This is a genomic window from Microbacterium sp. STF-2, from assembly GCF_034650155.1.
Classification (GTDB): domain Bacteria; phylum Actinomycetota; class Actinomycetes; order Actinomycetales; family Microbacteriaceae; genus Microbacterium; species Microbacterium maritypicum_A.
Genome location: NZ_JARKMW010000001.1, coordinates 808,503 through 821,179, shown reverse-complemented (window position 1 = coordinate 821,179; position 12,677 = coordinate 808,503). Strand labels below are relative to the sequence as shown.

Sequence of the window (12,677 nt, the reverse complement as noted above, 5' to 3'; positions counted from 1 at the left end):
GGTTATCGTCCGGTCTGGCGCGGGCGCCGCGAGCCCGTCGGGTCGTTCCGGCGCCCCTCCTTGGAGGCCAGCGCCGGGTCGGCGAAGAGCCACCCTGGGCGGGGTTCCACCAGCGGGCGGAAGACCCACCTGACCGGCTTCGTCGCCAGCGCGAGGGCGATCAGCACTGACGCCACGGTGACGAGGGGGAGCCAGATCCAGGTCGGCTCGAGGCTCTGCAGGATCCCGCTCTCGCGGAAGGGGTACAGCACGAACGAATGCAGGAGGAACACGTACATCGTGTACTGGCCGAATGCCGTCCACCAGTGGGCGCCCCGTGGGATGAGGGCGAAGAAGGCGGCGCTGAGCACGACGGCGAGCAACATCAGGAGTATCCGCACCCCGCCGGCCCACCACTGCTCCCCGCCCAGGTCGGCATAGGAGTCCTCGTAGAAGAGCCAGTGCCGCAGGTCGGACGCCTGCCACAGCGGAAGCCAGTTCCAGGCCGCAAAGCCGGCCAGAGCGAAGATCGCGACGGCGCCGCCCCGGATCCACCAGGGGCGGAAGTCGAGGAGGCGGAACCTGTCGACGATGTCGTGCTCGCGCAGCCACCAGCCCAGCGTGAAGAAGGGAAGGAGCCCCAGAGTGCGGGACAGCGAGAACGTGCTGTCGACGTTCGGCAGGTATCCCACGCCGACCGAGATGACCACGGTCCACAGCAGTGGCCACCGAAGCAGTGCGAGGTACGGGAGCACGAGCCGGAAGATCCCGAGCGCGAGGAGGAACCACAGCGTCCAGCTCGGTTTCGTGATGTTCGGATCGACCTGGCCCTCGACCAGCCATTTGGTGAGTGTCCACAGCGTCTCGAAGATGACGTAAGGGAGCAGGATGTCCGTGACCACCCTGGCCATCTGCGTCTTGGAGGGCGAGCCGGACTTCGAGAAGTAGCCGGAGATGATGGCGAACGCCGGCATGTGGAACGCGTACAGCGCGAGGTAGAACGCGAAGGCGATGTCGGAGTCGTACGTCAGGCGCTGGATCGCGTGACCGAGAACGACGAGCACGATGCAGACGTAGCGCGCGTTGTCCCAGAACGGCACACGTCTCCGCCTGCGGGGAACCGATCCTGTGGTGGGCCCTGAGATGTCGGCGCCGGCAGTGCTCATCGTTCGAGGCTACAGGCCGGGAATAAAGTTGCTGTGAGCGCGTTGACACAGATACATTCAAATGAATAGAAACGGATGCGAGTCATCCGGTTCGGAGACACGGAGCAATCATGAGCGAGCAGTCAGGCGCGCAGGCGATGCAGTTCGGCATCATGTCGGTCAGCGACATCACGCGCGATCCCACCACCGGGATCACCCCCAGTGAGCAGGAGCGCATCAAGGCGACCACGGCGATCGCCGTGCACGCCGAAGAGGTCGGACTCGACGTCTTCGCGATCGGCGAGCACCACAACCCGCCGTTCTGGTCCTCCAGCCCCACGACCTTCCTCGCGGCGCTGGCCGCGCAGACCGAGCGCCTGATCGTCTCCACGTCGACGACGCTCATCACCACGAACGATCCCGTGCGCATCGCCGAGGAGTACGCGATGCTGCAGCATGTCTCTGACGGCCGCATGGACCTCATGCTCGGTCGTGGCAACACCGGTCCTGTGTATCCCTGGTTCGGTCAGGACATCCGCCAGGGACTCCCGCTCGCGATCGAGAACTACGCCCTGCTGCACAAGCTGTGGCGTGAGGACGTCGTCGACTGGGAGGGCAAGTTCCGCACGCCGCTGCAGGGCTTCACGTCGACTCCGCGCCCCCTCGACGGGATCGCGCCGTTCGTATGGCACGGATCCATCCGTACCCCGGAGATCGCCGAACAGGCCGCGTACTACGGTGACGGCTTCTTCGCGAACAACATCTTCTGGCCCAAGGAGCACTACCAGCGCCTCATCGAGCTGTACCGCCAGCGCTTCGAGCACTACGGCCACGGCACACGGGAACAGGCGATCGTGGGTCTCGGCGGACAGGTGTTCATGGCCGCGAAGTCGCAGGACGCGGTGGACCAGTTCCGTCCGTACTTCGACAACGCGCCCGTCTACGGTCACGGTCCGAGCATGGAGGACTTCACCGAGATGACTCCGCTGACGGTGGGTTCCCCGCAGCAGGTGATCGACCGGTACGCCGCGATGCGCGAGCACTACGGCGACTACCAGCGGCAGCTCTTCCTGATCGACCACGCGGGTCTGCCGCTCAAGACGGTGCTGGAGCAGCTCGACATCCTCGGTTCCGAGGTCGTGCCGGTGCTCCGCAAGGAGCTCGCGAAAGACCGCCCGGCCGCCGTGCCCGACGCGCCGACCCACGCGGCACGCGTCAGGGCCGAGTTCGGCGACGGTCCGACCCGTCAGGCGCGCCCCGGTGCCAACCGCGGTGACAACCTGACAGGCGATTCGCCCTACCAGGACAGCCCGGCCCCCGCAGGCGCAGCCTTCGGGCTCGGCCGCACGGAGGCGTGACATGGCCGTGCGTCGTATCGCCGTGGTCTCCGCCGGCCTGTCGAACCCGTCGTCCACGCGGATGCTCGCGGACCGACTCGCGGCCGAGACCGTGAAAGCCCTCGCCGAGCACGACATCGAAGCGAGCGTCGACGTGATCGAGCTGCGGGACTATGCGCACGACATCACGAACAACCTGCTCACCGGGTTCGCGCCGCCGGCCCTGGAGACGGCGATCAACACGGTGGTCTCCGCCGACGCGCTGATCGCGGTGACGCCGATCTTCTCGACGAGCTACTCGGGGTTGTTCAAGTCCTTCATCGACGTGCTCGACCCGGATGCCCTCACCGGCACGCCCGTGCTGATCGGTGCGAACGCCGGCACCGCGCGGCACTCGCTGGCGATCGACTACGCGATCCGCCCGCTCTTCGCCTACCTCCATGCGGAGCCCGCCTCGACCGGGGTGTTCGCGGCATCGAGCGACTGGGGTGGAGCGGGAGACGACGTCGCGCCGCTCGCCAAGCGCGTCGAGAAGGGTGCCAGGGAGTTGGCGGAGGCGATCGCCCGACGCGAGGCGACCGCGGTCGCCGACCCGTACGATCCGGCGACGTACCTGGGAGAGGGGCGTTCCTTCGGCCACATGCTCGGCGGTCTCGCGGGCGAGTGAGCGGCGCATGACGCCATCGACGATGTCCGAGGGATATCGTACGGTGGCGTCATGCCCACACACCCCGCGCTCGTCGCGCTCCAGGAACGACTCACCGGCACCCTTCTCCTCCCCGAAGACGACGCTTACGATGCAGCGCGACAGCCGTGGAATCTCGCGATCGAGCAGCGGCCGGATGCGGTGGCGATACCTGCCGACGTCGACGACCTCCGTGCACTGCTGAGTGCGGCACGCGAGTCCGGCACGCCGCTCGCGATCCAGCCGAGTGGTCATGGCGCCTCCGGATCCCTGGCCGGCACCGTGCTCGTGCGCATGGGTGCTTTCGACGATCTGGAGGTCGACCTCGAAAGCGGCATCGTCAGAGTGGGTACCGGCGTGCGCTGGGGAGCTGTCGTCGAGGCACTCGAAGGCACGGGGTGGGTCGCTCCTGCCGGAACCAGTCCCGTGGTGAGCGTCGCGGGGTACACACTGGGCGGCGGACACTCGTGGTTCAGCCGTACGGCGGGTCTCGGGTCCGACAACCTGCGCGCGGCGTGGGTGCTGCGCACCGACGGCACGCACGAGCGCGTCGACGACGACACCGATGCCGACCTCATGTGGGCGCTGCGGGGCGCCGGCGGCCTCGTCGGGATCGTGACCGCGACCGAGATCGATCTGGTGCGGGCACCCGCCGTCTGGGGGGCGAACCTCACCTTCGACGTCGCTGATGCCCCAGCGGTGGTCCGTGCCGTCCGCGACCTCGCAGCCTCGGCTCCGTCGACGCTCAACGTCTTCCTCAACTCGATGCGCATGCCGGACGCCCCGCAGCTTCCGGAGGAGATCAGGGGAAGGAGCTTCCTCACGGTCCAGGCGCTGTCGGCCGACGGGCCGCAGGAGGAGCTGATCGACACCATACGGCGGGCAGGGACGGTGCGCAGGGAGATCACCGGGACGACGTCGCCGGCGGCACTCGCGGCCGCCTCGAACGAGCCGACGGATCCCACGCCGGGGCGTGGGGCATCGATGGCGCTCAGCGTGCTCGACGATGCGACCATCGACGCCCTCCTCGAATTCCGGGAGCTGCCGGAGCAGTGGCCGATCATGGGCATCGACATCCGTATGCTCGGCGGTGCTCTCGATGCACCGCGGCGTGAGGGCTTCGCCTCGCTCGAATCCGTGGGCTGGCTGTTGCACGCTCTCGTGCCGGTGATCCCGGGAGTGCCCGCAGAACCGGGAGAGATGAGTCTCGAGGCCTTCCGAGAGCTGCTGGGACCGAACGAGGCATCGCAGACCGTGGCGACCTTCCTCGAACCGGAACAGACCCTCGAGCGCTGCGGGTCCGACGACGAGATCGCCCGGCTTCGTGATCTGCGTGCGCGCTTCGATCCGCACGCGGTGCTGCACGACGGACGGCTGCCGCGCTGACGGTCAGGTCCCCGGGCCGGGTCGCCTCTTCCAGTCGTACTCGGTCTCCGGCCGTCCGCGGGTCCCGTATCGCGCCGAACGCGTGAGCACGCCTTCGGCGACCAGGTGCTCCAGGTAGCGACGCACGGCGACCCGCGACATGCCGAGACGCTCGGCCGCCTCGCTCGCCGAGAGCGGCCCGTCGGTGCGCAACTCGGCGGTGACCCTGTCGAGCGAGGCCGCCGAGAGCCCCTTGGGGAGGGGGATCGTCGCGGTGGAGCGCCCGAGCAGGGCGTCGATTTCCGCCTGCGTCGCTTCGCCCTCGGTGCTCCGCGCCTGTTCGCGGTGCGCACGGTACTGCTCCATCCGCTCGCGGAACACCGCGAAGGGGAACGGCTTGATCAGATACTGGAAGACACCGAGTGCGGCCATCTGTCGAACGGCGTCGGCGTCGCGGACGCCGGTGATGGCGATCACATCCACGGCCGCGGATCGCCCGCGAAGCGTGCGGAGCACGTCGATGCCGGAGCCGTCCGGCATCGTGATGTCGAGCAGAACCAGGTCGAACGCATCGGGGCGCTCGAGCACGGCCCTCATGGCGGCTCGAGCCCCCGTGCACTCGCCGGCGACGACGAACCCGTCGAGGCGGGCCATGTAGTCGCGATGCAGTTCGAGGGTCAGAGCATCGTCATCGACGATGAGTGTGCGGATCATGCCGGAGACCTCCGTGGCCCTGCTGCGGGGAGGACGACCCGGAACGTCGTCGGATCGTCACTCACGGTCACGGAACCGCCGGCGCCGGTGACCACGGAATGGACGAGCGCGAGCCCGACGCCGCGACCCTGCGCGTCGGCGGGCTTCGTGGAGTAGCCCTGGTCGAAGATGCGCTCCCGCAGGGAAGGCGGGATGCCGGGGCCGCTGTCCGAGACCTCGAGCATGATCCCGGCACCGTGCGGGCGGAGCGAGACCTGAACCCAGCGGTCGTCGGACTCAGCGGCCGCATCCATGGCGTTGTCCACGAGATTGCCGAGCACCGAGACGGCGTCCACCGGGGACAGCGGTGTGCGAGGTGTGTCGGGTTCGATGCGCACCCGCCAATCGATGCCGCGTTCCTTGGCCTGGGAGGCTTTGCCGAGAAGGAGAGCACCCACGGCAGGATCCCCGTGTCGTCGTGCGGTCACCTGGTCGACGAGCGACTGGCTCTGTCGAGAAGTCTCGGTGAGGATCTCGATCGCCTCGTCCCGGCGCCCGAGTTCGAGCAGAGCGACGGCGGCGTGCATCCGATTCCCGTGCTCGTGGGTCTGCGCGCGCAGGGCTTCGCCCAGAGTGCGGATCGATTCGTAGGAAGAGACCGCGTCGCGCACCTGACCGGGCGGCAGATCGCCCGCGATGCGGCGGGTCACGCGTCGGGCGATCACGGCACCGCCGGCACCGAGGGCGACGAGGCCGATCGTGATGCCGAGGGTGAGAGGCAGGCGGCGGATCAGGGTGTCGGTGATCGACTCTGTCGTCACGCCGGCCGAGACCCAGCCGATCAGCGCGCCGTCCGTCGTCGTCACCGGCGCGATGGTGCGCACCGAAGGGCCGAGAGTGCCGGTGAACTCCTCGGTGAGTGGAATGGGCGACGACGGGATCGTTCCCAGGTAGTGTCCGCCGATCTGGTCGGTGTCGGGGTGCGTGATCCGCGTGCCGTCCGGCGTCATGACCGTGATGAAGTCGAGTCCTGCACTGGCGATCACGGCGAGCGAATAGGGCTCGAGCACCGGGGTCGCGGAGCCTGGATCATCCCCGCGCAGGCCGTCGATCACCAGGGGCGAGGAGGCGAACGCGGCGGCGGTGGCCGCCGTCACCCGTTCGGCCTCGGCGCGGATCGACCGCTGCGCCTCGACCACCAGGTAGACGGCCACCAGCGCGCCGATCACGACGGCCGCGACGAGCAGCACCGCGAAGACTCGGGATGCGGCGCTGCGTGCGCGGGAGGTATGCGCCATCGCTTCCTCCGATCGTCGATGCTCCGGTGCCGTGACCAATACGACCACAACTCGCCTCCGTGCGCGAAGTCGGAGACCGTGAGATCTGATCGGCGGCGACGCAGCCGCCCACCAGACGAAGACGTCGATGATCGAGGAGGACGCGATGGCGCTCACAACAGGATTCTCACTGCCGAAATTCAATTGGCGGCGAGGGAAGCAATCGTGGGACCGGCACACCTGGCTGTATGTGTCCGTGCTGTTGGCGGTCGTCCTCGGCGCCGTCGTCGGTCTCGTGTGGCCGGAGGTCGGCCAGGCGTTCGAGCCGCTGGGCAAGGGGTTCGTCGCTCTGATCAAGATGATGATCGCGCCGATCATCTTCTGCACGATCGTCGTCGGGGTGGGATCGATCGCCAAGGCGGCCACCGTCGGCAAGATCGGCGGACTGGCGCTGTTGTACTTCATGATCATGTCGACCTTCGCACTCGCGATCGGCCTCGTCGTCGGCAACATCATCCACCCCGGTGCCGGTCTCGACATGGCCTCCTCGACCTACGATGCGGTCGAGACCGAGGCCAAGACCACGCAGGAGTTCATCCTCGGCATCATCCCCACGACGTTCTTCTCGGCCTTCACGGGGGAGAGCGTGCTGCAGGTGCTGTTCATCGCGCTGCTCGTCGGCTTCGCCCTGCAGGGGCTCGGCGATCGCGGTGCCCCGATCATGGAGGCTGTCAAGCAGCTGCAGAAACTGGTCTTCCGCATCCTCGGCATGATCCTGTGGCTTGCGCCTCTCGGAGCCTTCGGCGCCATCGCCGCGGTGGTGGGCAAGACCGGTGTCGCCGCCATCTGGAGCCTCGGAACGCTGATGGTCGCGTTCTACATCACCTGCATCCTGTTCATCGTCGTGATCCTCGGAGTGCTGCTGTGGACGGTCACGCGGGTGAACATCTTCTCCCTCATGAAGTACCTCGCCAGGGAGTACCTGCTCATCGTCGGCACCTCGTCGTCGGAGTCAGCGCTGCCTCGGCTGATCGCGAAGATGGAGTTCGTCGGCGTCTCCAAGCCTGTCGTCGGCATCACCGTACCGACCGGATACTCGTTCAACCTCGACGGCACGGCCATCTACCTGACCATGGCCTCGCTGTTCATCGCCACCGGTATGGGGCAGCCGATGACGATCGGCGAGCAGATCGGCCTGCTGGTGTTCATGATCATCGCCAGCAAGGGGGCAGCGGGTGTCACCGGTGCCGGTCTCGCCACCCTCGCCGGTGGTCTCCAGGCCTACCGCCCCGATCTGGTGGACGGTGTCGGCGTGATCGTCGGCATCGACCGGTTCATGTCCGAGGGCCGCGCGCTCACGAACTTCACCGGCAACGCGGTGGCGACGCTCCTGATCGGCACCTGGACGAAGCAGATCGACCGCGACCGTGTGCGGCGCGTGCTCAGCGGCGAGCTGCCGTTCGACGAGTCCCTGCTCGACGGCGTCGACGCCCACGGACACGCGGACGCTCCGCAGGCTGCGGACATGCAGGAGCTGCGTGAGGCGGCGGTCACCGAGATGGCTGCGAAGGAGGAGCGGGCCAGGCTTCGCGCCGATCGCGCCTGACGCGAGATCGCGCACGACGAGAGGGTGAGGGATGCGGGAGGCCGGCCGAGCCGGCTCCCGCATCCGCGCGGTCAACCGCTCTTGCGTCGGAACTCGCGCCGGGTCTGCGGGGCGTTCGCACTGTGCACGGCGGAGTCGCCGTCGAGGTGTGCCTCGCCCTGCCGGTGGTGCGCGTTCTTCTTCTCGAGCGCTTCCTTGAACTTGCGCTTCATCTCCTCGGACGAGGAGGCGCCTTCTTCGGTGCTCATGCCCCGAGCCTAGAGCAACCGGTCCGGCCGGTCATCCTCTGGTGCGGCGCACGCACAGGTCGATCACCGCTCCGAGTCCGATCGCGAGCACGATCGACACCGGCACCGCGACAAGGGGGCCGCCGGGAAGGATCGCCGCAACGGCTGCACCGACCGCTGCCTGGTAGAGCGCCCACCCGGTCGCGGCCAGGGCGACGAGAGCGAGATAGCGGGGAGGATGGATGCGCGACGCTCCGGCGACCAGGTTGATCGCCAGGCGCGCGAACGGCACGAACCGGGCGGTGAACAGCACCGTCGCCATCCCGCCGTCCAAGCGGCGTCGGGCCCACACCAGAGCCTGCTGCACACGGGGCATCCTCATCCACCGCCAGCGCTCGGTTCCAACCGAACGCCCGATGAGGTAGCAGCAGGCGTCTCCGACGGCCGCGGCGACGGCGGCGCAGATGACCACGGCCCAGAGCGGCGGGGAACCCGTGGTCACGGCGACGGCGCCGAGCGCCGTCACCGCGACCTCACCCGGCACGACGACGAAGAAGGCATCGCCGACGACGAGCAGACTCATCACCGCCAGGCTCCACGGGCTGGCGAGCGATGCGGTCAGCAGATCCGTCGGCACGTCGCCCACTGTGCCCGCGACGGGTGAACGGGAACCAAAGACCGGATAGCCGGTGACCCGTTCTCCAGCATCCGGTGAACATCTGGTGCAGGGGAGCGTCTCCGGCGCATGGAGCTCCCGAGTCCCGTCATCCTGGTGCTGTGAGAGTAGCGATCGTCACAGAATCCTTCCTTCCGCACATGAACGGCGTCACCGGCTCGGTGCTGCAGATCCTGCGGCACCTCGAGCGGCGAGGGCATGAGGCACATGTCGTCGCCCCCGCTGCGGTCGGCGTTCCCGCCGAGGTGAGCGGGGCACGCATCGAGGCGATTCCGAGCCTCGCGCTGCCGGGGTACCGTCATGTGCGGGTGGGCACGTCGAGCGCTCGCCGGGTCGCGTCCTCACTCGCGCGCTTCCAGCCCGATGTCGTGCACCTCGCCTCCCCGTTCGCTCTGGGATGGCGGGGGGTGCTCGCAGCCGAACGCCTCGACCTGCCTGCCGTCGCCGCTTACCAGACCGATGTCGCCGCATACACCCAGCGCTACCGGATCGCGGCGACCACCGGCATCGCCCAGACTCACATCGCCCGCTTACACAGGCGCGCGACCCTGACCCTGGCGCCTTCGGCTGACTCGGCCGGGCAGCTCGCCGCGCTCGGCATCGATCGCGTCCGGCGGTGGGGGAGAGGTGTCGATGCCGAACGCTTCCAGCCCGCGCGGCGCCAGTATGCGCTCCGCTCCGAGTGGGGCGCCGACGTCGTGATCGGCTATGTGGGACGCCTCGCTCCTGAGAAGCAGGTCGAAGACCTCGCCGCGCTCCGCGACATCCCGGGCACGCGACTGGTGATCGTCGGAGACGGACCCAGCAGGGCACGGCTGCAGGGCCTGCTCCCCGACGCCCTGTTCCTCGGCCACCTCGACGGCGGTGAGTTGGCCGCGGCGATGGCGTCGTTCGACCTCTTCGTGCACCCGGGCGAGAGTGAGACCTTCGGGCAGACCCTGCAGGAAGCGCACGCGAGTGGCGTACCCGTCGTAGCCACGGGGCGTGGCGGCCCGCTCGACCTCGTACGCATGGGAATCGATGGTTGGCTCTACCGGCCGGGCGACCTCGACGATCTGCGGATGCGCGTGGCCGATCTCGCCGGAGATGCGCGCAAGCGACGCGCGTTCGGCGATGCGGGGCGCGTAGCCGTGCAGGAGCGCAGCTGGGAGAGCGTGTGCGATCAGCTCCTCGGCCACTTCGACGAGGCTCGGATGCTGCAGAGGGCCGATTCCGGGGCGCGCTCCCGCCGCGTCGTGCGACCGGAACCGTCCGCGCCGGTCACCGCCCGTCGATGGCACCGCTACGTCGCTCTCGGCGACTCCCTGACGGAAGGACTGTGCGACCCGGCACCCGACGGTGCCCTCCGCGGGTGGGCCGACCGCCTCGCCCTGCTGCTCGCCGCCAGAGGAGGCCTGCACTACGCGAACCTGGCGGTCCGGTCCAAGCGCGTGCGCGACCTCACCGGCCAGCAATTGACGCGAGCACTCGAACTGCGCCCCGACCTCGCGTCGATCCTGATCGGGGCGAACGACCTCGTGAAGCGCCGTGTCGACGTCACAGCGCTCGCCGCGGAGCTCGAGGGGGCGGTGCGACAGTTGCGGGGGATCGGTGCCGACGTGCTTCTGGTGACGCCGTTCCTTCCCGGGCGCCGCGCGGCATCGCTCTACTCGAGGAGGTTCTCCGCCTTCGCGACCGCATTGACCGGTATCGCGGCTCGCACCGGAGCGATCCTGATCGACACGGACCTGCATCCCTCATTGGGCGAGCGCCCGAACTGGGGCGAAGACCTGGTGCACCTCAGCAGTCGAGGGCACCGTTTCCTCGCCTATCGCGCCGGCGAGATGCTCGGAGTGCCCGACGCGGACACACTGGGAGTGCTCGATGCCGCGATGCACGAGCATGAGCCCATCGGCGCGGGGGTATGGTGGCGCCGTCACGCGTTGCCCTGGGTCTGGCGTCGGCTGCACGGGCGGGCGGCGGGCGACGGGCGGCTCGCGAAGCACGACGACTACGTCTACCTCGGTCGCTCGTCCGCAGCGAGGACGGCGTTCGTCCGCTGACCTCGTGCTCCGGTGGAGTGTTCGGTGCCGCCCCTGCCGTGGGTGCCTCAACGCCGCCCCATGCCGTGGTACTGCCAACCGGCAGCACGCCAGGAGAGGGAGTCGAGACAGTTCCGTCCGTCGATGATGATCCGTCCCCGCACGAGTGCGCCGGCGTGCTCGGGCGAGAGGTCGCGCCGGTACTCATCCCATTCGGTGACGACGACGACGGCGTCGGCCTCCCGCAGCGCCTCGTCGCGGTCACGCGCGTAGCCGAGCTGAGGGTGCGCAGCCGCGGCGTTGTCGACGGCAGCCGGGTCGGTCACGACGACATCCGCGCCCAGCCCGCGCAGTCGCACGGCAACGTCCAGGGCCGGTGAATCGCGGATGTCGTCGCTGAACGGTTTGAAGGCGGCGCCCAGCACGGCGATCCGCCGGCCGAACACGAGCCCGCCCAGCGCGTCGACTACGAGCTGCACCGCCCGATCACGGCGACGGAGGTTGATGCTGTCGACCTCGCGCAGGAACCCGACCGCTTCGCCGCGTCCCAGCTCTTCGGCCCGTGCGGCGAACGCGCGGATGTCCTTGGGAAGGCACCCTCCGCCGAAGCCGATGCCCGCGCCGAGGTAGCGTCGGCCGATGCGGGTGTCATGCCCGAGCGCGTCGGCGAGCAGGCCGACATCGGCACCGGACGCCTCGGCGATCTCGGCCATCGCGTTGATGAACGAGATCTTGGTGGCCAGGAACGCGTTCGCCGCGCCCTTGACCAGCTCGGCCGTCGCGAGATCCGTGACGAGGAAGGGCGTCCCCGCGTCGAGGGCCGGCGCGTACACCTCTCGCAGGACTCCGACCGCGCGCTGACCCGCCGCATCGGCCTCGGCGCCGACCACGAGGCGGTCCGGGGTCAGAGTGTCGTGCACGGCCCAGCCTTCGCGCAGGAACTCGGGGTTCCACACGAGCGTCGCTCCCGTGACGGCGATGCGCCCGGCGACCGCGACGGCTGTACCGACCGGCACGGTGGATTTGCCCGCGACGACGTCGCCGACGCGCAGATGGGGGAGCAGCCCGTCGACTGCCGCATCGACGTGACGCAGATCCGCGGCATGCCCACCCGGCATCTGCGGAGTGCCGACGGCGAGGAAGTGCACGTCCGCACCCGCGGCGTCCGCCATCCGGTCGCTGAAGCGGAGCCGCCCCGAGCGCAGGCCATCCGCCAGCAGCTCCGGCAGCCGTGGCTCGAAGAACGGTGCGGTGCCGGAAGCGAGGGCCGCGATCTTCTGCGCGTCGACGTCGATGCCGATCACGTCGTGTCCGATGGAGGCCATGGCGGCGGCGTGCACGGCACCGAGGTAGCCGCAGCCGATCACTGACAAGCGCATGGACTCCACCACAGCGGACGCCCGTCGCTTCGCGGAGTCCGCACGGTGAACGGGCTGTGGACGCGAGATGTCGGATCCGCGATGCGCGACGAGACGCAGGATTCGAGGTCAGCGCTGGTAGGGTGGATGAGGTTGACGTGTGTCAACCGCACAATTTCATATCGACTCATGGAGCGATCGGCGGAGAAGCTGGTCCCCTGTGGTGGGTTCCTCGGCGGATGTCGGGTGGCTTTCTACTGGTGGCCAGCGCAGGCGAGATTCGCGGGAGTGCCCGCGCGCCCGAACCC

Annotated in this window: 11 protein-coding genes; 5 read left to right on the top strand and 6 right to left on the bottom strand. The window is 68.9% G+C overall.

The window, feature by feature from the left end:
* Nucleotides 1-2: 2 nt before the first annotated feature.
* Nucleotides 3-1,145 carry an acyltransferase family protein gene (locus MicroSTF_RS03955; RefSeq protein WP_167254316.1) on the bottom strand — a complete coding sequence of 381 codons (1,143 nt, stop codon included), beginning with the start codon at nucleotides 1,143-1,145 and terminating at the stop codon, nucleotides 3-5.
* A gap of 110 nt (nucleotides 1,146-1,255) precedes the next feature.
* Between MicroSTF_RS03955 and MicroSTF_RS03950 the strand changes: the two genes are divergently transcribed.
* From MicroSTF_RS03950 to MicroSTF_RS03940, 3 genes are read left to right on the top strand one after another with little or no spacing between them, the layout of a single operon-like run.
* The gene (locus MicroSTF_RS03950; RefSeq protein WP_029265542.1) at nucleotides 1,256-2,482 is read left to right on the top strand and encodes an LLM class flavin-dependent oxidoreductase; all 1,227 of its coding nucleotides are present in this window, start codon (nucleotides 1,256-1,258) and stop codon (nucleotides 2,480-2,482) included.
* Between the two features lies 1 nt (nucleotide 2,483).
* Nucleotides 2,484-3,128, top strand: a complete 645-nt coding sequence (locus MicroSTF_RS03945; RefSeq protein WP_322953732.1) for an FMN reductase — start codon at nucleotides 2,484-2,486, stop codon at nucleotides 3,126-3,128.
* Between the two features lie 51 nt (nucleotides 3,129-3,179).
* A complete protein-coding gene (locus MicroSTF_RS03940; RefSeq protein ID WP_322953730.1) occupies nucleotides 3,180-4,532 on the top strand; it encodes an FAD-binding oxidoreductase in 1,353 nt (450 codons plus the stop codon).
* Between the two features lie 3 nt (nucleotides 4,533-4,535).
* On the opposite strand, the gene MicroSTF_RS03935 is transcribed toward MicroSTF_RS03940, so the two are convergent.
* Nucleotides 4,536-5,225, bottom strand: a complete 690-nt coding sequence (locus MicroSTF_RS03935) for a response regulator (protein WP_136023728.1) — start codon at nucleotides 5,223-5,225, stop codon at nucleotides 4,536-4,538.
* A complete protein-coding gene (locus MicroSTF_RS03930; RefSeq protein ID WP_029259004.1) occupies nucleotides 5,222-6,502 on the bottom strand; it encodes a sensor histidine kinase in 1,281 nt (426 codons plus the stop codon). The genes MicroSTF_RS03935 and MicroSTF_RS03930 overlap by 4 nt, the downstream gene beginning before the upstream one ends.
* Nucleotides 6,503-6,647: 145 nt before the next feature.
* On the opposite strand from MicroSTF_RS03930, the gene MicroSTF_RS03925 reads away from it, so the two are divergent.
* Entirely contained in the window at nucleotides 6,648-8,087 is a 1,440-nt protein-coding gene (locus MicroSTF_RS03925) for a cation:dicarboxylate symporter family transporter (protein ID WP_322953727.1), read from the top strand.
* 71 nt (nucleotides 8,088-8,158) lie between these two features.
* Here MicroSTF_RS03925 and MicroSTF_RS03920 read toward each other — a convergent pair whose 3' ends face one another.
* Nucleotides 8,159-8,335 carry a DUF5302 domain-containing protein gene (locus MicroSTF_RS03920; protein ID WP_017830923.1) on the bottom strand — a complete coding sequence of 59 codons (177 nt, stop codon included), beginning with the start codon at nucleotides 8,333-8,335 and terminating at the stop codon, nucleotides 8,159-8,161.
* Nucleotides 8,336-8,366: 31 nt separating this feature from the next.
* Nucleotides 8,367-8,951: a DedA family protein gene (locus MicroSTF_RS03915; protein WP_029259006.1), complete on the bottom strand. Its 585-nt coding sequence runs from the start codon at nucleotides 8,949-8,951 to the stop codon at nucleotides 8,367-8,369.
* 179 nt (nucleotides 8,952-9,130) lie between these two features.
* Here MicroSTF_RS03915 and MicroSTF_RS03910 point away from each other — a divergent pair, with 179 nt between their 5' ends.
* A complete protein-coding gene (locus MicroSTF_RS03910; protein WP_322953720.1) occupies nucleotides 9,131-11,032 on the top strand; it encodes a GDSL-type esterase/lipase family protein in 1,902 nt (633 codons plus the stop codon).
* 47 nt (nucleotides 11,033-11,079) lie between these two features.
* On the opposite strand, the gene MicroSTF_RS03905 is transcribed toward MicroSTF_RS03910, so the two are convergent.
* Nucleotides 11,080-12,390, bottom strand: coding sequence for a UDP-glucose/GDP-mannose dehydrogenase family protein (locus MicroSTF_RS03905; protein WP_322953718.1), 1,311 nt, complete (start codon nucleotides 12,388-12,390; stop codon nucleotides 11,080-11,082).
* Nucleotides 12,391-12,677 lie beyond the last annotated feature (287 nt).